The following is a 20,142-nucleotide window of genomic DNA, read 5'->3' as shown; positions in this document are numbered from 1 at the left end:
AAGAGACTGGATACAGCAGGTCGTTGGGGACAGAAACGGTAGGGATGTTATTCTCCTGACCCATCATAATCCAATCAGTTTTGATGGCCTGAAAAGAGATCACAAGTGGGGTGTGCTCGTTTGAAGCGGGCCAGATGAATATGTAGGTGCTGCGGTACCAGATACTCTGCAAACCCGACGCGCAGCATGCTTTGCTCCTTGGGCGCAGAAACGCTCAACACAGCCTCATCAGCCAACTCCAAAATCTTTCGAGCATAGCCGATAAAAATCTCACCTTCGCTGGTTTGGGAAAGAGAACGGCTCGTACGCTCAAATAGTTTCACATCCAACCGCTCTTCCAGCTTGGCAATTTGCAGGCTGATCGCCGATTGCGTCCGCCCCACTTTTTCTGCTGCAGCGGAAAAACTACCCTCCTCAATGACAGCGATCAAAGAGCGAAGCACAGTCAGGTCCGTATCAAGTCGGAAGGGAGATCTATTGGCGTTGCTCATAGGACCTGTTTATTTTTCTAGTTTTACTAATCGATCGTGTTTAGCCATATGTCTCATAGAACGCCAATAATCAATAAGGAAATCTTATTCATGCTAAAATCTGTGCTGGCAGCCTCTGCTCTGTCTTTCCTCTCATTATCTGCTGTAGCTGGCGAGCCGCTCCAGCTGGAAGAAGTGGCAAAATTCTCTGAAACCCGCCCGGGTAACATCACCGTAACGCCAAACGGACGCATGATGGCCCTGTTGCAAATATTGCTTTGAGTTAAATATTTACCTCAGCGCCGTTTATCAAGCGGCCCATGCCTCAATTTCGGCACGGTGATGATCAAAGAGCTCCGAGAACATGTCCGCCCCTAAGCCAAATGTACGCTCGATAAGACGGACCTCGCCCTTGATCCCAGGTTGGATCTGGAACGCTTTGGCTTGGCCCTTTTTGAGGGCACGCATCACCTCAAAACCCTTGATCGTGGCGTAGGCTGTTTTACGTGATTTGAAGCCTAGTGTGGGCTTTATTAGCCGCTTCAACTTGCCATGATCGGCCTCAATCACGTTGTTGAGATACTTAACTTGGCGGTGTTCTGTGTCCGCTGGACATTTGCCCTCGGCTTTTAATGCCCCTATCGCCGGTCCGTATGTCGGGGCTTTGTCGGTATTGATCACGCGTGGTTTTTCGTAATCCTTCAAACCCCTTAATRCTTTACCCAAAAAGGTTTTTGCGGCCTTTGTGTTGCGCGTTAGAGAGAGGTAGAAGTCGATTGTATCGCCCTGTTTTGTAACCGCGCGATAAAGATACATCCATTTTCCTTTAATCTTGATGTAAGTTTCGTCGACTTGCCAACTGCCATTCCAAGATGGCCGCCGCCAATGCCAACGAAGCCGCTTTTCCATCTCGGGTGCATAGTGCTGAACCCAGCGATAAATCGTAGTGTGATCGACATCAACACCGCGCTCTTCAAGCATGTCTTCCAAATCACGGTAGSTAATCCCGTAGCGACAATACCACCGCACAGCTCACAGGATGACTTCCCCACGATAATGCCGCCATTTGAAATCACCGCTCACTGGAATACCTCTTGCTTTACCCAAACATCCGGCATCCGAATAGTATTTGCAACAGGGCCGGCCACACCTGCTCCGCCTCTTTTTACCAGTGAATAGAGCACGGGATAGGTGCCTAAACTGGAAATCAAGATCGGCTGCTCTAAATTTGAAGTAGAGGGTCGCGTCAGCTCGCTCACATTAAATAAAGTTTACGTAAACGTAATTTGACTTTAAGTGATTTTCTGAAAAATTTCTCACAATTTCAGCAAATTAAAATATGACTACAAAACTCAAGATAATAAACTACCAGATTCTTGTTACTTGATCGGGTAGAAACCAACAAAATTTACACCGCAAAATCTAATCATTTCGGCCAATTTTAAGGGCAAACCTAGTAGAAAAAGCATTTAGTCGCATAGGATGCTTTGACGCACCCCGAAACTGAAGGTATTAGAACCTCATACAACGCCTTGTTTTGTTACGTTTACGTAAGCGTAACTGTAACCAGGGACGGGAGAGAGATTTATGGCGAACGCTGACCTCAAGGCCAACCGGCCATTATCGCCCCATCTTCAGATCTATAAGCCGATCGTGACGATGGTGATGTCCATTCTACATCGCATCACCGGGGCGGCGCTTTATTTTGGAACGATTTTGATGGCGTTCTGGCTCATCTGCGCAGCAGCAGGTCCTGAGTCCTATCAATTCGCAATGGACGTTTTCGGTTCCTTCCTGGGCCGTCTGGTCCTCTTCGGCTTCACATGGGCACTTGTGCACCACATGATTGGCGGTTTGCGTCACTTCATCTGGGACATGGGGCATGGCTTTGAATTGTCTGCAGCGAACTGGATGGCTCGCGCGACAATCGTAGGCTCTGTTGCTCTTACCGTGATCCTCTGGATCATCGGTTTCATCGTCGCTTAAGGAGAGATCAATGACCGATATGCGCACTCCGCTCGGGAAAGTTCGCGGCCTTGGCTCAGCTAAGGACGGCACGTCGCATTTCTGGCGCCAGCGTTTGACCGCTGTAGCAAATGTGTTCCTTATTTCCTTCTTTGTTATCCTCGTCATCGCGCTGCAAGGTGCTGATTATGCGAGTTTCACTGAAGCACTTCAAAACCCGATCATCTCCACCTTGCTGCTTTTGGTGATCTTGGTCGGCTGCCTGCACATGAAGCTGGGCATGCAAGTCATCATCGAAGATTACTTCCATTCAGAAGGGCTCAAGCTTCTTCTTCTTATGGGAAACATTTTCTTCGCTTCTTTTATCGCACTCGCTTCCGTGGTTGCAGTGCTTAAAATCAGCTTCGGAGGCTGATCTAGATGGTTGAACAGACCGGTGTATCGACAGCGCCAAGCCAGAGCGGCAAGGCCTATGAGTTTGTAGACCACAAGTTTGACGTTGTGGTTGTAGGTGCTGGTGGTGCTGGCCTTCGGGCAACGCTCGGTATGGCTGAGCAGGGATTGAAAACAGCTTGTATCTCCAAGGTGTTTCCAACTCGCTCCCACACTGTGGCAGCACAGGGTGGTATTGCAGCAAGCTTGAAGAACATGACGCCAGACTGCTGGCAGTGGCATATGTATGACACTGTTAAAGGCTCTGATTGGCTCGGTGACACGGATGCGATGGAATACCTCGCGCGTGAAGCACCAAAGGCAGTTTATGAGCTTGAGCACTACGGTGTGCCTTTCTCCCGTACGGAAGAAGGCAAGATCTATCAGCGCCCATTCGGCGGCCACATGCAGAACTACGGTGAAGGTCCCCCGGTACAGCGCACCTGTGCTGCTGCTGACCGGACTGGTCACGCGATCCTGCATACGCTGTATGGTCAGTCTCTGCGCCACAACGCTGATTTCTTCATCGAGTACTTCGCACTTGATCTGATCATGTCAGAAGAGGGCGTATGTGAGGGCGTGATTGCCTGGAACCTCGATGACGGCACAATCCACCGCTTCTCTGCGAAGATGGTTGTTCTGGCCACTGGTGGTTACGGGCGTTCGTTCTTCTCCGCAACATCTGCCCACACCTGTACAGGTGATGGCGGCGGCATGATCGCTCGTGCGGGTCTGCCTCTGCAGGATATGGAGTTCGTTCAGTTCCACCCAACCGGTATCTACGGCTCAGGCTGTTTGATCACGGAAGGTGCGCGTGGTGAAGGCGGTTACCTCGTAAACTCCGAGGGTGAGCGCTTCATGGAGCGTTATGCTCCTTCCGCGAAAGACCTTGCCTCTCGTGATGTTGTTTCCCGTTGTATGACGATGGAAATTCGCGAAGGTCGTGGCGTTGGCAAAAACAAAGACCACATCTTCCTGCACCTGGATCACCTTGATCCAGATCTGCTGGCAGAACGTCTTCCAGGCATCTCCGAAAGCGCACGCATTTTTGCTGGTGTTGACGTGACTAAGGAGCCTATCCCGGTTCTGCCAACTGTTCACTACAATATGGGTGGTATTCCAACCAACTATTGGGGTGAAGTGCTGAACCCAACCAAAGAAGATCCAAACGCTATCGCGCCGGGTCTGATGGCTGTTGGTGAAGCTGGGTGTGCGTCCGTTCACGGTGCAAACCGCCTCGGTTCAAACTCCCTGATCGATCTTGTTGTGTTTGGTCGTGCGGCTGCTATCCGCGCTGGTGAAGTTGTTGATCGTGAAGCTCCAATTCCAGAGCCTAACGAAGCTTCCAGTCAGAAAATCATGGCTCGCTTCGATAAGCTGCGCTTTGCTAAGGGCTCTACCCCAACTGCTGAGTTGCGCTCCAAGATGCAGAAGACCATGCAGGAAGATGCGGCTGTGTTCCGTACTCAGGAAAGCCTGGAGCAGGGATGTAAGCGCATCTCCGCTATCTGGGATGAAATGAGCGAATTGCACGTTTCTGACAGCTCCATGATTTGGAACTCTGATCTGGTCGAAACGCTTGAGCTTGAAAACCTTATGGCCAATGCAATCACCACTGTTTACGGCGCTGAAGCGCGTAAAGAGAGCCGTGGTGCACATGCTCGTGAAGACTATAAAGATGGTCCTCTCGGTGGTCGTAATGATGACGAGTGGCGCATGCACACCATCTCTCACCTCTCTGAGGATGGTAAGGTGACCTTGAGCTATCGTCCGGTTGTTCTTGAGCCGCTGACTACCTACGATCAAGGTGGCATCGACATGAAGAAGATCGCACCGAAAGCCCGCGTCTACTAAGGCGCCGAAATCTGGAGTAACTGTTATGGCTGAATTTAAACTGCCACAAAACTCCCGGATGGGAGAGGGCAAAGTCTGGCCAAAGCCGGAAGGCGCCACTAACACCCGTGAGTACCGCATCTACCGCTGGTCTCCGGATGACGGACGCAATCCACGCATCGACACCTACTACGTTGATGCGGACGATTGTGGCCCAATGGTGCTGGACGCGCTCATCTACATCAAGGATAAGGTCGATCCAACATTGACCTTCCGCCGGTCTTGTCGTGAAGGGATCTGCGGATCCTGTGCGATGAACATCGACGGAACCAACACACTGGCATGCACAAAGGGTGCTGACGAATGCTCTCACGAGATCGTCAAAATCTACCCTCTGCCACACATGCCTGTTGTGAAGGACCTTGTGCCGGATCTGACACGTTTCTACGCGCAGCATCGCTCTATCGAGCCATGGTTGAAAACCACGACACCTGAGCCTGAAAAAGAATGGCTGCAGTCCTACGAAGACCGCCAGAAACTGGATGGTCTTTATGAGTGCATTCTGTGTGCTTGCTGCTCCACCTCTTGCCCAAGCTACTGGTGGAATGGTGATCGTTACCTCGGCCCTGCAGTCCTTCTGCAGGCTTACCGTTGGTTGATCGACAGCCGCGATGAGGCAACTGGTGAGCGTCTGGACAATCTGGAAGATCCGTTCCGTCTGTACCGCTGCCACACCATCATGAACTGCTCTCAGGCATGTCCAAAGGGTCTGAACCCTGCAAAGGCAATTGCTGAGATCAAGAAGATGATGGTCGAGCGTCGCGTTTAATCAGCGTGTGAGCACGTTATAAAATCAAGAAAAGCCGCCTCACTGAAATGAGGCGGCTTTTTTCATTTGAGGCTAATAGCCTAAAACTTATAGGAAACACCGATCCGGATCGCGTCGCTGTCAATGTCTTCCTTGAAGCGCGTTCCACCAACGGTAAAGCTACGACCGGGAAAGACAATGCGCTCATAGTCCAGGCGTACAATCACTCGCTCGGTGACGAACATCTCAAGGCCAGCACCGCCAACCCAGCCAAGCATGGTATTGCTGTCGGAGCCAGGACCGAAATTCGGGTTAGAGGCACGGAAGGTGGAAACAGCTGCACCACCAGTCACATACGCCATGAACCAATCGTAGGTGATGCCGGCCCGGATCTTTGCGGCAGCGAAGTAATCAGAGCGCAATGACATTTCACCGCGAGAACGCTCACCAAAAGACCAGTAAGCGCCTTCGCCTTCTACGCCGATCAGAATATTCTGATAAGTGTAGTTGTAGCCGCCATATAACCCAACGGTCCCGCCGTTATACTGCGTACCACTGTTGTTGAAGCGGTTCGTGCCATGAAGGCGGGCCCAGCCACCCTGCACACCGAGATAGAAGCCATCCCAGTCATATTGAGGTGGGGTGATCAGCCCATCGACAACTTCTTCCTCGTAAACCTCATAGGGCTCTTCCACCTCTACACCAGGCGGATATTCAACAGCATAGGAATGGCTGCTGAAGCCGAGCAATCCCAATACCGCAAACGCAAATACTCTTAAGCGACTCATTGGTTCCCCCAAAATACGCAAGAGGATGACACGGCTAAATAATCAGACGTGATAGGTAACTTGATACAAATAAGTCTAGAACTGTGATCTTTATAAATGCTTGATTTTAAAAAGGAAAATTTGCGTTAAGGCTAGTTGAAATTGACAAGCGCTGATGTGCTGATTTCTTAGTTTCAAGGGGTAAATATCTGCAATCCCTACGAAACCGTCAATGAGCTCATGGTGGGTTTACAAAAAAGTCAGCAACTCTCTAGCGTCGCTCAACGCCTCGCAGAACCAGCTTGATAACGCCAATGCATTCTTTGCGCTGTATCTCATAGGGTTCGTGGCTGTGCAGTTGAGGAAAGCGGAACTTCATCGTCGCAGCGTGAATGTGTCTTGCCACCTGACTGACTTCTCGCAGGTCAAATTCCTCAGCAAGGTTGCCAGAATGCAGGATGGTGTGCATTGGTTGTCGCACAAGCCGGAACAGTTCTTCAAAGTCTTCCGGGCGCTTCTGTTCCAGCACCTGCAAGCAGTCTGCCAGACCCTTGTTGAGTGCCAGCAGGCGATAAGTCTCTTCAAATTCCATCATGAGAAACTTGCTCAGACGTGCTGAGGCACTGGCGTTGGGGTCAGTCGCTGTTTCAAGGCGCGCAACCAGCTTCACCACCTCTGCAGCGACAACAGCACAGGCAAGGTCTATCTTGCTTGGGTAGAAGTTATAGATGTGTGCCATTGAGATACCTGAGGCATCTGCAATCTCGCTCACCGAGGTTTTCTTGTACCCTTGGGTGAGGAATGCATCACGGGCGGCAGCGAGCAGGTCAGCAGCACGGCCCTTTGCAGTCAGGATTTCTGCGATGGACATATCAATTTCCGAAAATGAAAAAACGAGAGTTCCTTCAGTAATCATAGCTGAGTAGAGATTGCAATGACGTATGCGTCATATTAACGGACAAATTATGTAAAAACACGAATGATATTAATGCGCTAAGCGCAATTTCTTTGATTTTAGTCATTGTTGGATTTTTGCGAATTATTAGTATTAGTAATATCTAATATAAAAGGAGTCGAAGCATGGCTGTAGAAAATTGGCAAGAATTCCTCACCCAAACGGATGGTCGCATCGCTGAACTGCGCCCGGGTATTCCTGGTGTGATGAAGGGATTTGGTGAGATCGCGAAGAGTGCGATTGGAACCGGTGCTCTGGAACCAAAGCAAAAAGAGCTCATCGCGATCTCCATCGGTGTTGCTGCACGCTGTGATGCTTGCCTTGGATACCATGCAAAAGCCTGCATCAAGTATGGTGTAACCCGCGAAGAGTTGATGGAAGCTCTCGGTGTTGCTGTTTACATGGGTGGGGGGCCTTCTCTCATGTACGCAGCAGAAGCGCTCAGTGCATTTGATGCTCTGTCTTCAGAAGCAAAGTAAGAAGTGACGTATCTTCACCCAATCTCTCTGTTTTCCTAAAACTTAGAGAGCAAACTGCTTGCGTGCACTTGCCCTGAATTGCGTTCAAGGGTAAGTGCAACGAGGGGAAGCCTCTTAGATTTCAGGTAGGCAATATTGGTGGGTGCACCTTCACAGGTTGGTTCGGAAAGCTCTTCTGTTTTTATGGAGCTGGAAAAGAACTTTCGTGATTTGGAAAACGAAAGAAATCTGCGTGTTCTGCACGCGGGCGATCTTTCGCACCTGTATCTTCATAAAAAATCTGAAGCTCACTACGCCAATTGTCGGTTCATCTACATTCGATCAATTGAACACTACCTTTCCCTTTTTCCGGTCGATGAGACGGTAGACGTTGATGTGAATGTCCCGGCAAATGTGTCTGGCTGGGACTTGAAAAAAACGCTCATTGCGCTGTTAAAAGGCAATCCTGAACCGCTTGATTGGGTTCAGTTGAAGGATCCATATGCGGGGCATGACGAATTTCCGAAGTCGTTGATCTCCTTTGCCCTTGAGCATTGTGACCCGGTTCGCTTCGCGCTTTATCATTACAATCGGATTGAGCGACAGAAACACCGGTTTGATGGTGTATCACTCGGCGAGATCGTACCTGAACGCTTGTATGACCTCATCCGCTCATCACTGGTGCTGCGCTGGTACAATCAGAACCGCTATCAGGGTGTTCCGCCTTCTCGCCTCTCAGATATTGCCGAGGCGACCTTTATTCGCCCTGTGCTACGTGGTGAGATTGAGGAGTTGGTAGAACGTAGCGAGGCTGGGATGATCAAGGATGTCGTTCGCCCTGCTGGCGCTATCAACGATCTGATCCTGGCTGAATTGGAGGCTGGCCCTGCATTGCTGGCCCGCCGTCGTCGCCAGTTTACTCAGGAAACGGCTGCCCAAGCTGATCGTTTCTTCCTGAAATGGGCGGTCATCCCCAAAAACTAAGGGTCTCACAAGGCCTTCTGTTTACTTCTCTCACCTGTAGTCCTGCAGAAACAGCAGAACCGTGCCAGTTTGCGTGAGAAAGATCTTTACCTTTCTCACAATACCTTGAAATCGCGGGGATTATGACCCCCAGCGCTTGCTGTTATGACCACGCCGGAGACGTGAACAGCGCAACAGCGCAAATCAAACCAACGAACCAGACAAGAGAACGCAGGGTGGCGCGGTTAAGCCAATAGCATGCGACGTACAGCACGCGCATTGCGATGAACAAACCGCACAGTCTTTCAATCCAGTCTGGGTCACCGCCATAGGCGAGGGCAACGAGCACAGATACTGCATAAAGAGGGAAAGCTTCGAGGCCGTTGATCTCTGCGGAGCGCGCGCGCAAGCGAAATCCTTCTTTCCAATATTCTGGGTCTCTTGGGTTTGAGTTGTCGAACTTGCGGGAAAATTTGGCAGGAAGAACAGAAAGCCATGGCATCAGGCCGGCAATCAGTATGGTCCATAAAGGGAAAGACATTGTGCAGCTCCAAATAAACTCAGAAAAATCGGAGCCTTTATACAGGCATAAAGAAGCAAAGTGAACTGAGTTCACTTAGGTTTGAAGCCTCCATTGCGAATATTTCCGCACTTTGGCTTCGCTCGTTCCAATTCTAATCGCAATTATTTTAAGCGCATCGTCTGGTTGTCATCGATCCGAAGAAAAAGGGCACTATGAAGTGCTGGAATCGAGTGACACCGAATGATTGGACATTGTCCGGCGCTCCAGTGGAGACGTGCCTATGACTAAGGCAAATGTACTGTTTGTTTGCGTAGATAATTCATTTCTGAGCCTGGCTGCGGAAGCCTACTTAAACCATACTTCCATGGGAGAGTTGCGTGCCTTCTCTGGTGGCCCCTTGCCACGAGAGGAAATGGTTTCGCTCACCAAGAAAGTTCTTTTCGCCAACGGTATGGATGAGGGAGGATTGCATCCGAAGCCCTGGACGATTTTTTCGCTGCCCCATGCGCCTCAACCTGACTACATAATAAGACTTCAGACGAGTGTGCTTCTTGACAAGCAACCAATGTGGCCTGGTCATCCAGTAAAGTTGAACTGGGATATCTGTCTAGATGAAGATGTTCCACGAAACATAAAAGAGGCAACAGATGCATTCCACAAAATTAAAGAATCTATAGATCTTGCAACCTCCTCTAAGGTTTTTTCTAGTGATTCTCTAAATTGGCGTGCTGCTTGTTAAGGTTGGCTGGCCCAATGCTTTATGAGAGTTGTCAGATTTTCCCATGTTTCCCTTAGGAAATAGGGGTTTCAGTGGGAAACTCACATTTTTTTGAGTGGTAAACCTTTCACCTGCCTTGTTTTAGGGGCAGTTTCTTAAGGTCTTTATGGTTAATACGCCTTAATTCACAAGGCTGGGATGACACCACTATGAATCGTAGTTTGACGATTGCATTTGTTTCTGTAATTGCACTTTCCACAATAGCGTGCCAACGGACGACGTATACCCGTAGCTATGTCTCTCCGTTGCCTGCTTCTCCGATCTCACCAATCGAAGGTCAGACCCTGTCGCCGATCACTCCTGGTCAGCCAGGCTCTGAAGGCCAGATCTTGGTTGACGGTCAGGACGCGAACGCTAATTCGCAGGTTGTTTCTGCACCTCCTGCTCCAAACGTCAATGCAACAGGTGGCTCTGTGGGCCGTACTGATCTGCTTGGCGGCTGGAGCGTTTCTTCAGGTGGCGACAATTGTAAGCTCTTCATGACGCTGACCAAGTGGAGCGGCGGCTACCGTGCGAACACACGCGGCTGTAGCGATGCAACGCTCTCTCAGATCTCTGCATGGAATCTGAATGGCAGTCAGGTTGTCTTGAAAGACGCTGGCGGCGGAAATGTTGCGACGCTCTCTGGTGCTGGAACCAACTTCTCTGGTCAAACAGCGAACGGTGCTCCAATCAACTTCGCCCGCTAATCATCATCTGATGATTCTATAAATTTCGAAGCGTTGCGCCAATATCAGGTGCAGCGCTTTTTGTGTTTGCTTAAGTGCGCCGCAGAAGTTGATCAGATGTGAGACGTTGGTTTTACGAATAAACCCTATTGTACTTGCGTCTGGGTAGCGCTCTCCTTTATGCCATGGGCAAATATAGCCCATCGGATCGGCGTGATTTGCCCTCTGAAATACAGCTTAAGGAATGTGAGCTCCGTGCTTGAGAATACGTCTAACCTAACAACCGTCCTTGCCCACTACGAAGCGATGGTCGCGCGGGGCGACCTGGAAGCCGATCCAGCGCAAATTCAGGTGGCAAAGTCTCTGGATGCTTTGACGGCAGAAATGGCGCAGCGGAAGCCAGAAGAGAAAAAGGGGCTGTTAGGTCGCCTGTTCGGAAAAGGCAAAGAAGAGCCCGACTACATCAAAGGTCTGTATGTTTGGGGTTCTGTAGGGCGTGGCAAAACCATGCTCATGGATTTGTTCTACGATCTAAGCCCTGAACCTAAAAAGCATCGTTCTCACTTCCATGAGTTTATGGAGGAGATCCATGATCGCATATTCATGGTCCGTAAGCAGATCAGTGCTGGAACGATCAAAGACCGCGATCCGATCATCCCGGTTGCTGAGGAGATCATCAGCACAACGCGTCTCCTGTGCTTTGATGAATTCACTGTAACCGACATCGCCGATGCTATGTTGCTCGGACGGCTTTTCGGCAAATTGTTCGAGGCTGGCGTTGTCGTCGTGTGTACCTCAAACGTGGTGCCGGATGAGCTCTATAAAGACGGACTGAATAGAAATCACATTCTTCCATTTATCCGTTCTTTGAATGAGCGAATGAGTGTCATTCACTTGGATGCGCCAACCGATTACCGCCTTGAGAAGCTCTCCGGCTCAGATACGTACCTCGAGCCGCTTGGTCCTGAGAGCCTCCAGAAGATGGAGAAACTTTGGGCCAGCATGACCTACGGCCTTCAATGCCATCTTGTTGAGTTAGAGAACAAAGGCCGGAAAATACCAGTAAGCCGCACTTGTAGTGCGATCGCCTGGTTCACATTTCAGGAATTGTGCTGCACCCCGCTAGGGCCCTCTGATTACCTGCGTATTGCACATGCTTTCAACACAGTTTTCCTCGAAGGTGTGCCCGTACTGGACAAGGCGCGCAGGAACGAAGCAAAGCGATTCATCAACCTGATTGATACGCTTTACGACAATCACGTTCATCTCGTGATTCAGGCAAGCGCAGAGCCGCAGGACCTCTATGTTGCCTCATCTGGAACCGAAGCATTTGAGTTTGATCGAACAGCTTCGCGCCTGATCGAAATGCGTTCGGAAGAGTACCTGATGCGTGAGCATAATACCGAAAACTGAAAAAATTTAAATTTATTCAGAAATGACGTATTGAGAGCTTATCCAAACTGCTAAAAAAACGTCATTTTACGGAAAATAACGCGGATGTGTGTTTCATTTGGGTTGCGCACATCCGTCAAAACCGCTACCCACTGCGACAAATAGGCACCATATATCATGGTTCTATGTTACGTAAAGGGGAGCTCCTCATGGCGCGCAACAAGATTGCTTTGATTGGATCCGGTCAGATTGGTGGCACACTTGCACACCTCGCTGGTCTGAAAGAACTGGGTGATATCGTTCTGTTCGACATCGCTGAAGGTATGCCTCAGGGCAAAGCTTTGGACTTGGCAGAATCTTCTCCAGTTGACGGCTTTGACTCTGGTCTATCTGGCACAAACACCTATGAAGGCATCGCTGGTTCTGATGTCGTCATCGTGACTGCAGGTGTTCCTCGTAAACCTGGCATGAGCCGTGATGATCTGCTTGAAATTAACCTGAAGGTTATGGAGCAGGTTGGCGCTGGTATTAAGAAGTACGCTCCAGACGCATTCGTAATCTGCATCACCAACCCGCTCGACGCGATGGTTTGGGCTTTGCAGAAATTCTCCGGTCTTCCAGCAAACAAAGTTGTTGGCATGGCTGGCGTATTGGATAGCGCTCGCTTCCGTTACTTCCTCGCTGAAGAATTCAAAGTATCCGTAGAAGACGTAACCGCATTCGTTCTTGGCGGTCACGGCGATACAATGGTTCCACTGACACGCTACTCCACTGTTGCTGGCGTTCCACTCACCGATCTGGTGAAAATGGGCTGGCTCACTGCAGAGCGTCTCGAAGAAATCGTTCAGCGCACCCGTGATGGTGGCGCAGAAATCGTTGGTCTTCTGAAAACTGGTTCCGCATTCTACGCACCAGCTGCATCTGCTATCGCAATGGCAGAAAGCTACCTCAAAGACAAAAAGCGCGTTCTTCCATGTGCTGCATACCTTGACGGCCAGTATGGTCAGAAAGACATGTACCTTGGCGTGCCAACTGTTATTGGCGAAAACGGCATCGAACGTATCATTGAAATTGATCTCAATAGCGATGAAAAAGCGATGTTCGACAAATCCGTTTCTTCTGTAAACGGCCTTGTTGACGCTTGTAAGAAAATCCAGCCTGCTCTGGCATAAGCCACGCAAGCTATGATCTGAAAGACTGGCAGCACTAGGCGTTGCCAGTCTAGCTCCCTGCTTCGGCAGGGCCCCTTAGAATGGGAAGGGCAGATGAACATACATGAATACCAGGCCAAACAGGTCCTGAAGGAATACGGCGCACCTGTTGCTGAAGGTGTTGCAATTTTCTCCGCTGATGAAGCTGAAGCTGCTGCAAAAAGCCTTCCAGGCCCGTTGTGGGTTGTGAAGTCTCAGATCCACGCAGGTGGTCGCGGTAAGGGTAAGTTCAAAGAACTCGGCCCGGAAGCAAAAGGCGGCGTTCGTCTTGCATTCAACTTGGATGAAGTAAAGTCCCACGCTGCTGACATGCTCGGCAACACTCTGGTGACTGCACAGACCGGTGATGCTGGTAAAGTCGTAAACCGTCTTTACATCGAAGACGGTGCGGACATTGACCGCGAACTGTACCTCTCTTTGCTCGTCGACCGCACATGTGGTCAGGTTGCTTTCGTAGCATCCACTGAAGGCGGCATGGATATCGAGGAAGTTGCGCACAATACGCCAGAGCTTATCCTCACTCTGCCAATCGATCCGCTTCAGGGCGTGACCGAAGACAAAGCATCTGCTCTTTGTGACACCCTCAAGCTTGAAGGTGAAGCACGCGCGGATGGTATGAAGCTGTTCCCAATCCTCTACAAAGCATTTGTAGAAAAGGATATGGCGCTTCTCGAAATCAACCCATTGATCGTTATGGAAAGTGGTCGCCTGCGCGTTCTGGATGCGAAAGTATCCTTCGACGGCAACGCACTGTTCCGCCACGAAGACATTGTTGCCCTGCGCGATAAGACCGAAGAAGACGAAAAAGAGATCGAAGCTTCCAAGCACGACCTCGCTTACGTTGCTCTCGACGGTAACATCGGCTGCATGGTGAACGGTGCTGGTCTGGCAATGGCGACCATGGACATCATCAAGCTGTATGGTGCTGAACCTGCAAACTTCCTTGATGTTGGTGGCGGCGCTACCAAAGAGAAAGTAACCTCTGCGTTCAAGATCATCACGTCCGATCCAAACGTTCAGGGCATTCTGGTCAACATCTTCGGTGGCATCATGCGCTGTGATGTGATTGCAGAAGGCGTTCTGGCTGCTGTTAAAGAAGTTGGTCTTCAGGTTCCTCTCGTTGTGCGCCTCGAAGGCACCAACGTTGAGCTTGGCAAAAAGATCATTAGCGAAAGCGGCATGAATGTTATTCCTGCTGACGATCTCGACGATGCAGCTCAGAAAATCGTGGCTGCTGTGAAGGAGGTCGCATAATGTCTATCCTCGTCGACAAAGACACCAAAGTCATCGTTCAGGGTCTGACCGGTAAAACCGGCACATTCCACACTGAGCAGGCACTGGCATACTTCGGCACCCAAATGGTTGCTGGCGTACACCCTAAAAAAGGCGGCGAAACCTGGTCTTCCGGACTTGAATCAGCTGCTGAACTGCCAATCTTTGCTTCCGTTAAAGAAGCAAAAGACGCAACCGGTGCAAACGCTTCTGTTGTTTACGTCCCACCAGCAGGTGCAGGCGCAGCAATCATCGAAGCTATCGACGCTGGCATTCCTTTCATCGTTTGTATCACTGAGGGTATCCCGGTTGCAGACATGGTGAAGGTTAAAGCTCGCCTCGACGCATCCGACAGCCGTCTTCTCGGTCCAAACTGCCCAGGCGTTCTGACACCTGAACAGTGTAAGATCGGCATTATGCCAGGCTCCATCTTCCAGAAGGGCTCTGTAGGTATTGTTTCCCGTTCAGGTACACTTACTTATGAAGCAGTCTTCCAGACTTCGCAGGAAGGCCTCGGCCAGTCCACTGCAGTCGGCATCGGTGGTGACCCTGTAAAGGGCACTGAGTTCATCGATATGCTGGACCTGTTCCTGGATGATCCAGAAACAGAATCCATCATTATGATCGGTGAGATCGGTGGTTCTGCAGAAGAAGAAGCAGCTGAATGGCTCAAAGAACAGGCTGCAAAAGGCCGTTCTAAGCCAATGGTTGGCTTTATTGCTGGTCGTACAGCGCCTCCAGGCCGTACCATGGGGCACGCAGGTGCTGTGATCTCTGGCGGTAAAGGCGGAGCGGACGACAAGATTGCTGCAATGGAAGACGCGGGCATCCGTGTATCTCCATCCCCAGCTAAGCTTGGCAAGACCCTTGTTGCTCTTCTCGAAGAGTTGAAGCAGGGTGCTTAAAAATTACACCTCCTATACCATTTAGGAGGCATACTAAATCGACTGTCGGTGAATCACTTTCATCGACAGTCTTGAGAAGGCAGTAAGTCCCCAGGCTTGCTGTCAGTCGCGGGACCCAAGGGTATGTGGTGTGTGACACCCGCCCAAAGAAAGTAGGGCGGATCAACAGTCCGCTTAAAAACGATGGCTCGGCAGGACGCGAACAACGTATTCGCGCTGACGTCGTTTCTTTACGGCGCCAACGCTCCTTATATTGAAGAGCTTTATGCTCAATATCAGGAAAACCCGAATTCACTCGACCCCGAGTGGAAAGAATTCTTTTCTTCGCTTCAGGACAATCCAGAAGACGTAATCAAGGAAGCTCGCGGAGCAACCTGGCAGCGTTCTGATTGGCCAATTCCAGCAAATGGTGAACTGGTTTCAGCTCTTGATGGCGACTGGCCCGCTGAAAAAGAAGTCAGCAAAAAGATCAAGTCCACGGCCAAGAAGAATGGTGTTGAGCTAACCGAAGATCAGGTGCTGCAGGCAACTCGCGATAGTGTTCGTGCGATCATGATGATCCGTGCTTACCGTATGCGCGGCCACTTGCATGCTGATCTTGACCCGCTCCGCCTTGCTGTTCCTGGTGACCATGAAGAGTTGCATCCCGCGACCTATGGCTTCTCTGAAGCGGACTGGGATCGGAAGATCTTCCTGGACAATGTTCTGGGTATGGAATTTGCCACTATCCGTGAGATGCTGGAAATTCTGAAACGGACCTATTGCTCCACCCTTGGTGTTGAGTTCATGCACATCTCTGATCCTGCTGCAAAAGCATGGATCCAGGAGCGCATTGAAGGTCCGGACAAGCATGTTGCCTTCACACCAGAAGGTAAGAAAGCGATCCTCAATAAACTTGTTGAAGCCGAAGGCTTTGAGAAGTTCCTTGATGTAAAATACACCGGTACAAAGCGTTTCGGTCTGGACGGTGGTGAAGCACTGATCCCGGCGCTGGAGCAGATCATCAAACGGGGTGGTGCTCTTGGTGTTAAAGACATCGTTCTGGGCATGGCACACCGTGGCCGTCTGAACGTTCTGTCTCAGGTGATGGGCAAGCCACATCGCGCGATCTTCCATGAGTTCAAGGGCGGTTCATACGCTCCTGATGATGTGGAAGGCTCCGGTGATGTGAAGTACCACCTCGGTGCTTCTTCTGACCGCTCCTTCGACAACAACAACGTTCACCTGTCTTTGACTGCGAATCCGTCTCACCTTGAGATCGTAAACCCGGTTGTTCTGGGTAAGGTTCGTGCCAAGCAGGACCAGCTTTCTGATTGGAAAGAGACATCGGAAATTGATCGCAGTAACGTCCTCCCATTGCTTCTGCATGGCGATGCTGCGTTTGCTGGTCAGGGTGTTGTTGCTGAATGTTTCGGTCTGTCCGCACTTCGTGGTCACCGCACTGGTGGTTCGATCCATGTGATCATCAACAACCAGATCGGCTTTACAACCAACCCACGCTTCTCACGGTCTTCACCTTATCCTTCTGACGCCGCGAAAGTGATCGAAGCGCCGATCTTCCATGCAAATGGTGATGATCCGGAAGCTGTTACTTTTGCTGCAAAGATTGCAACTGAATATCGTCAGAAGTTCGGACGTCCGGTTGTGATTGATATCATCTGTTATCGCCGCTTCGGCCATAACGAAGGTGACGAGCCTGCGTTTACGCAGCCAATCATGTACCGCAAGATCCGCAAGCATGAAACAACCCTTCAGATCTATGCTGACAAGCTGGTCAAAGAAGGTCTGATGTCTGCTGAGGACGTTAATAAAGCAAAAGCTGACTGGCGTTCGCATCTGGATCGTGAATTCGAAACAGGCCAAACCTACAAGCCAAACAAAGCCGACTGGCTTGATGGCCGTTGGTCTAAGATGAAGGTTGCGAAGGAAGTTGACGAGCCGCGTCGTGGTTCTACCGGTCTTCCAATGGATGAACTCAAGGAACTTGGCGGTAAGCTGACCAATGTTCCTGATGATTTCAATGCACACCGCACGATCCGCCGCTTCATGAACAACCGTGCCAAAATGATCGAGACCGGAGAAGGTATCGATTGGGCAATGGGTGAGGCAATGGCATTCGGTGCATTGCTGAAAGAAGGCCATTCCGTTCGCTTGTCCGGTCAGGACTGTGAGCGCGGTACCTTCTCTCAACGTCACTCCGTTCTTTATGATCAGGAAGACGAAGGCCGTTACATCCCGCTGAACCATGTTGGTGAAAAGCAGGGCCGTTACGAAGTCATCAACTCAATGCTTTCTGAAGAAGCAGTGTTGGGCTTTGAATACGGTTACTCGCTGACAGAACCAAATGCGCTGACCATGTGGGAAGCACAGTTCGGTGACTTCGCAAACGGTGCGCAGGTACTGTTCGACCAGTTCATCTCCTCTGGTGAGCGTAAATGGCTGCGTATGTCCGGTCTGGTCTGCTTGCTGCCGCATGGCTACGAAGGTCAGGGTCCTGAGCACTCCTCAGCACGCCTTGAGCGTTTCTTGCAGATGTGCGCGGAAGACAACATGCAGGTAGCCAACTGTTCGACACCGGCTAACTACTTCCACATCCTTCGCCGTCAGTTGAAGCGTGACATTCGTAAGCCACTCGTTCTGATGACGCCAAAGTCTCTGCTCCGCCACAAGCGTGCAGTTTCCAAACTGGAAGACTTCGGCGCAGACGAAAGCTTCCACCGTCTCCTTCACGATGATGCTCAGACGAACCCGGGTTCAACTGTTGAGCTGAAGAAGGATGAAGACATCCGTCGCGTGATCCTGTGTACAGGTAAGGTCTACTATGACCTGCTCGAAGAGCGTGAGAAACGTAACATCAATGATGTTTACATCCTCCGTGTTGAGCAGCTCTACCCGTTCCCGACCAAGTCCTTGTGCGTAGAGATGGGCCGCTTCAAGAATGCAGACGTAGTCTGGTGTCAGGAAGAGCCAAAGAACATGGGCTCATGGTTCTTCATTCAACAGTACATTGAATGGGTTCTGGAGCATGTGAATGCAAAAGTGCATCGCCCGCGTTACGTTGGCCGTCCACCAGCTGCTGCAACAGCAACCGGCTTGATGTCAAAGCACTTGGCTCAGCTACAAGCTTTCCTCGACGATGCATTCGCCGAGTAAGTACCTCGTAATCAGGTAAGTCCGACAGGCCTTTCAGGGGCCCTGAAACGAAAAGAGATAGAGACAATGGCGACGGAAATTCGAGTACCCACTCTGGGTGAATCCGTAACCGAGGCAACAATCGCTCAATGGTTCAAAAAACCGGGCGATGCGGTGAATGCAGATGAGCCACTGGTTGAGCTGGAAACAGACAAGGTAACTGTTGAAGTACCTGCGCCTGTAGCCGGTAAACTGGACAGCATTGATGTGAAAGAAGGCGATACTGTTGAAGTTGGCGCCCTTCTAGGTTCCATCGCAGAGGGCGCAGCTGGTGCTGTGTCCGCTCCTGCTGCCGAAGCTGCACCGGCTGCTAAAGCTGCGCCTGCTGCAGCTGCTGAAACAGTTGAAGTTCTGGTACCACACGCTGGTGAAAGCGTTACCGAAGCTGAAGTTGGCGAATGGTCAGTTAAAGTTGGTGACGTTGTAAAGGCTGACGATATCCTCGTTGAGCTGGAAACAGACAAAGCTGCTCAGGAAGTACCTAGCCCAGTTGCTGGTACCGTGGTTGAAATCGCTCAGGCAACTGGCGCAACTGTTGAGCCGGGTAACCTGCTCTGCAAAATCGCAAAAGGCGACGGCGCAGCTGTTGCTGCTGCTCCGGCAGCTGCCGCTCCTGCACCAACCGTTTCTGGCACAAGCATGCCAGCAGCACCTTCTGCAGCAAAGATGATGGCTGAAAAAGGCCTCTCTGCTGATCAGGTTGCAGGCTCCGGCAAGCGCGGTCAGGTTCTTAAAGGTGACGTTCTCGCAGCTGTTGCTGCTGGCGTTTCGGCTGCTCCGGCAGCTGCTCCGGCTCCTGTTGCAGTGCGCGCCGTTTCAGCTCCGACTGACGAAGTGCGTGAAGAGCGTGTTCGCATGACCAAGCTGCGCCAGACAATTGCGCGCCGCTTGAAAGATGCGCAGAACACTGCGGCTATGCTGACCACTTACAACGAAGTGGACATGAAGCCGATCATGGACCTGCGCAAGCAGTACAAAGATATCTTTGAGAAGAAGCACGGCGTAAAGCTTGGCTTCATGGGTTTCTTCACCAAAGCAATTACCCATGCTCTTAAAGAAATCCCGGCTGTAAACGCTGAGATCGATGGCACTGACATCATCTACAAAAACTACGCTCACATCGGTGTTGCTGTTGGCACGCCTAAAGGGCTCGTGGTTCCTGTTGTTCGTGATGCAGACCAGATGTCTATTGCTGAAATCGAAAAAGAAATCGGCAACCTCGGTCGTAAAGGCCGTGATGGCAAGCTCTCCATGGCAGACATGCAGGGTGGTACCTTCACCGTTTCCAATGGTGGCGTCTACGGTTCCCTGATGTCCTCTCCAATCCTGAATGCACCGCAGTCCGGTATCCTCGGCATGCATAAAATTCAGGAGCGTCCGGTTGCGATCAACGGTCAGGTAGAAATCCGTCCGATGATGTATCTGGCTCTGTCTTACGATCACCGTATCGTTGACGGCAAAGAGGCAGTGACCTTCCTGGTTCGTGTTAAAGAGAGCCTTGAAGATCCACAGCGTCTGATTTTGGACCTCTGATATAAACGTGCCCGGCA

The 20,142-nt window shown here is 50.7% G+C and carries 20 protein-coding genes; 15 read left to right on the top strand and 5 right to left on the bottom strand.

All coding sequences use genetic code 11. The annotated features are described in order from the left end of the window. Window positions 1-74: 74 nt before the first annotated feature. Window positions 75-491, bottom strand: a complete 417-nt coding sequence (locus tag DHN43_RS26320) for a LysR family transcriptional regulator (protein WP_108820624.1) — start codon at window positions 489-491, stop codon at window positions 75-77. A gap of 90 nt (window positions 492-581) precedes the next feature. Between DHN43_RS26320 and DHN43_RS27140 the strand changes: the two genes are divergently transcribed. Continuing rightward, window positions 582-752: a hypothetical protein gene (locus DHN43_RS27140; protein ID WP_159096994.1), complete on the top strand. Its 171-nt coding sequence runs from the start codon at window positions 582-584 to the stop codon at window positions 750-752. 27 nt (window positions 753-779) lie between these two features. On the opposite strand, the gene DHN43_RS26315 is transcribed toward DHN43_RS27140, so the two are convergent. Next, on the bottom strand, window positions 780-1,499 hold the full coding sequence (locus tag DHN43_RS26315) for an IS6 family transposase (protein ID WP_244307027.1): 720 nt from the start codon (window positions 1,497-1,499) through the stop codon (window positions 780-782). A gap of 558 nt (window positions 1,500-2,057) precedes the next feature. On the opposite strand from DHN43_RS26315, the gene sdhC reads away from it, so the two are divergent. The 4 genes from sdhC to DHN43_RS26295 are packed head-to-tail and all read left to right on the top strand — an operon-like array spanning window position 2,058 to window position 5,529. Beyond that, entirely contained in the window at window positions 2,058-2,456 is a 399-nt protein-coding gene (gene sdhC / locus DHN43_RS26310) for a succinate dehydrogenase, cytochrome b556 subunit (protein ID WP_057462994.1), read from the top strand. A 10-nt stretch (window positions 2,457-2,466) separates the two neighbouring features. After that, window positions 2,467-2,850, top strand: coding sequence for a succinate dehydrogenase, hydrophobic membrane anchor protein (gene sdhD / locus DHN43_RS26305; protein ID WP_063286405.1), 384 nt, complete (start codon window positions 2,467-2,469; stop codon window positions 2,848-2,850). Window positions 2,851-2,855: 5 nt separating this feature from the next. Continuing rightward, window positions 2,856-4,721, top strand: a complete 1,866-nt coding sequence (gene sdhA / locus DHN43_RS26300; RefSeq protein WP_108820623.1) for a succinate dehydrogenase flavoprotein subunit — start codon at window positions 2,856-2,858, stop codon at window positions 4,719-4,721. Between the two features lie 25 nt (window positions 4,722-4,746). Continuing rightward, on the top strand, window positions 4,747-5,529 hold the full coding sequence (locus DHN43_RS26295; protein WP_057462991.1) for a succinate dehydrogenase iron-sulfur subunit: 783 nt from the start codon (window positions 4,747-4,749) through the stop codon (window positions 5,527-5,529). An 80-nt stretch (window positions 5,530-5,609) separates the two neighbouring features. On the opposite strand, the gene DHN43_RS26290 is transcribed toward DHN43_RS26295, so the two are convergent. Both DHN43_RS26290 and DHN43_RS26285 read right to left on the bottom strand, forming a co-directional pair. Continuing rightward, a complete protein-coding gene (locus DHN43_RS26290) occupies window positions 5,610-6,296 on the bottom strand; it encodes an outer membrane protein (protein WP_108820622.1) in 687 nt (228 codons plus the stop codon). Window positions 6,297-6,546: 250 nt separating this feature from the next. Continuing rightward, on the bottom strand, window positions 6,547-7,146 hold the full coding sequence (locus DHN43_RS26285) for a TetR/AcrR family transcriptional regulator (RefSeq protein WP_063294250.1): 600 nt from the start codon (window positions 7,144-7,146) through the stop codon (window positions 6,547-6,549). A gap of 209 nt (window positions 7,147-7,355) precedes the next feature. On the opposite strand from DHN43_RS26285, the gene DHN43_RS26280 reads away from it, so the two are divergent. Together DHN43_RS26280 and DHN43_RS26275 are read left to right on the top strand one after the other, a co-directional pair. Further along, entirely contained in the window at window positions 7,356-7,709 is a 354-nt protein-coding gene (locus DHN43_RS26280; protein WP_057462989.1) for a carboxymuconolactone decarboxylase family protein, read from the top strand. Window positions 7,710-7,847: 138 nt separating this feature from the next. Then, a complete protein-coding gene (locus tag DHN43_RS26275; RefSeq protein WP_208986389.1) occupies window positions 7,848-8,672 on the top strand; it encodes a DNA polymerase beta superfamily protein in 825 nt (274 codons plus the stop codon). 142 nt (window positions 8,673-8,814) lie between these two features. On the opposite strand, the gene DHN43_RS26270 is transcribed toward DHN43_RS26275, so the two are convergent. Further along, on the bottom strand, window positions 8,815-9,192 hold the full coding sequence (locus DHN43_RS26270; protein ID WP_057462987.1) for an MAPEG family protein: 378 nt from the start codon (window positions 9,190-9,192) through the stop codon (window positions 8,815-8,817). Between the two features lie 262 nt (window positions 9,193-9,454). Here DHN43_RS26270 and DHN43_RS26265 point away from each other — a divergent pair, with 262 nt between their 5' ends. The 8 genes from DHN43_RS26265 (at window position 9,455) to odhB (ending at window position 20,125) form a co-directional block, all read left to right on the top strand. Then, window positions 9,455-9,913: an arsenate-mycothiol transferase ArsC gene (locus tag DHN43_RS26265; protein WP_108820621.1), complete on the top strand. Its 459-nt coding sequence runs from the start codon at window positions 9,455-9,457 to the stop codon at window positions 9,911-9,913. Window positions 9,914-10,101: 188 nt separating this feature from the next. Beyond that, entirely contained in the window at window positions 10,102-10,641 is a 540-nt protein-coding gene (locus DHN43_RS26260) for an AprI/Inh family metalloprotease inhibitor (RefSeq protein WP_057462985.1), read from the top strand. A 234-nt stretch (window positions 10,642-10,875) separates the two neighbouring features. Then, window positions 10,876-12,033, top strand: coding sequence for a cell division protein ZapE (gene zapE, locus DHN43_RS26255; protein WP_108820620.1), 1,158 nt, complete (start codon window positions 10,876-10,878; stop codon window positions 12,031-12,033). A gap of 188 nt (window positions 12,034-12,221) precedes the next feature. Next, window positions 12,222-13,184, top strand: coding sequence for a malate dehydrogenase (mdh, locus tag DHN43_RS26250; protein ID WP_057462983.1), 963 nt, complete (start codon window positions 12,222-12,224; stop codon window positions 13,182-13,184). A 93-nt stretch (window positions 13,185-13,277) separates the two neighbouring features. Then, window positions 13,278-14,477: an ADP-forming succinate--CoA ligase subunit beta gene (gene sucC, locus DHN43_RS26245; RefSeq protein ID WP_057462982.1), complete on the top strand. Its 1,200-nt coding sequence runs from the start codon at window positions 13,278-13,280 to the stop codon at window positions 14,475-14,477. After that, the gene (gene sucD / locus DHN43_RS26240; protein ID WP_057462981.1) at window positions 14,477-15,400 is read left to right on the top strand and encodes a succinate--CoA ligase subunit alpha; all 924 of its coding nucleotides are present in this window, start codon (window positions 14,477-14,479) and stop codon (window positions 15,398-15,400) included. The genes sucC and sucD overlap by 1 nt, the downstream gene beginning before the upstream one ends. 183 nt (window positions 15,401-15,583) lie before the next feature. Beyond that, window positions 15,584-18,553, top strand: coding sequence for a 2-oxoglutarate dehydrogenase E1 component (locus tag DHN43_RS26235; RefSeq protein WP_108820619.1), 2,970 nt, complete (start codon window positions 15,584-15,586; stop codon window positions 18,551-18,553). Window positions 18,554-18,619: 66 nt separating this feature from the next. Continuing rightward, window positions 18,620-20,125, top strand: a complete 1,506-nt coding sequence (gene odhB / locus DHN43_RS26230) for a 2-oxoglutarate dehydrogenase complex dihydrolipoyllysine-residue succinyltransferase (protein WP_108820618.1) — start codon at window positions 18,620-18,622, stop codon at window positions 20,123-20,125. Window positions 20,126-20,142: the final 17 nt, after the last annotated feature.

Origin of the sequence: Pseudovibrio sp. Alg231-02, assembly GCF_900143565.1 — a bacterium.
Classification (GTDB): Bacteria; Pseudomonadota; Alphaproteobacteria; order Rhizobiales; family Stappiaceae; genus Pseudovibrio.
Note: the sequence above shows the minus strand (reverse complement) of the source record. Positions and strands in the feature narration are given on the sequence as shown.

Excerpts from the sequence above, each read along its gene's own strand:
- DHN43_RS26320 (WP_108820624.1), bottom strand. The coding sequence starts at position 491 with ATGAGCAACGCCAATAGATCTCCCTTCCGACTTGATACGGACCTGACT.
- DHN43_RS27140 (WP_159096994.1), top strand. The coding sequence starts at position 582 with ATGCTAAAATCTGTGCTGGCAGCCTCTGCTCTGTCTTTCCTCTCATTA.
- sdhC (WP_057462994.1), top strand. The coding sequence starts at position 2,058 with ATGGCGAACGCTGACCTCAAGGCCAACCGGCCATTATCGCCCCATCTT.
- sdhD (WP_063286405.1), top strand. The coding sequence starts at position 2,467 with ATGACCGATATGCGCACTCCGCTCGGGAAAGTTCGCGGCCTTGGCTCA.
- sdhA (WP_108820623.1), top strand. The coding sequence starts at position 2,856 with ATGGTTGAACAGACCGGTGTATCGACAGCGCCAAGCCAGAGCGGCAAG.
- DHN43_RS26295 (WP_057462991.1), top strand. The coding sequence starts at position 4,747 with ATGGCTGAATTTAAACTGCCACAAAACTCCCGGATGGGAGAGGGCAAA.
- DHN43_RS26290 (WP_108820622.1), bottom strand. The coding sequence starts at position 6,296 with ATGAGTCGCTTAAGAGTATTTGCGTTTGCGGTATTGGGATTGCTCGGC.
- DHN43_RS26285 (WP_063294250.1), bottom strand. The coding sequence starts at position 7,146 with ATGTCCATCGCAGAAATCCTGACTGCAAAGGGCCGTGCTGCTGACCTG.
- DHN43_RS26280 (WP_057462989.1), top strand. The coding sequence starts at position 7,356 with ATGGCTGTAGAAAATTGGCAAGAATTCCTCACCCAAACGGATGGTCGC.
- DHN43_RS26270 (WP_057462987.1), bottom strand. The coding sequence starts at position 9,192 with ATGTCTTTCCCTTTATGGACCATACTGATTGCCGGCCTGATGCCATGG.
- DHN43_RS26265 (WP_108820621.1), top strand. The coding sequence starts at position 9,455 with ATGACTAAGGCAAATGTACTGTTTGTTTGCGTAGATAATTCATTTCTG.
- DHN43_RS26260 (WP_057462985.1), top strand. The coding sequence starts at position 10,102 with ATGAATCGTAGTTTGACGATTGCATTTGTTTCTGTAATTGCACTTTCC.
- mdh (WP_057462983.1), top strand. The coding sequence starts at position 12,222 with ATGGCGCGCAACAAGATTGCTTTGATTGGATCCGGTCAGATTGGTGGC.
- sucC (WP_057462982.1), top strand. The coding sequence starts at position 13,278 with ATGAACATACATGAATACCAGGCCAAACAGGTCCTGAAGGAATACGGC.
- sucD (WP_057462981.1), top strand. The coding sequence starts at position 14,477 with ATGTCTATCCTCGTCGACAAAGACACCAAAGTCATCGTTCAGGGTCTG.
- DHN43_RS26235 (WP_108820619.1), top strand. The coding sequence starts at position 15,584 with ATGGCTCGGCAGGACGCGAACAACGTATTCGCGCTGACGTCGTTTCTT.
- odhB (WP_108820618.1), top strand. The coding sequence starts at position 18,620 with ATGGCGACGGAAATTCGAGTACCCACTCTGGGTGAATCCGTAACCGAG.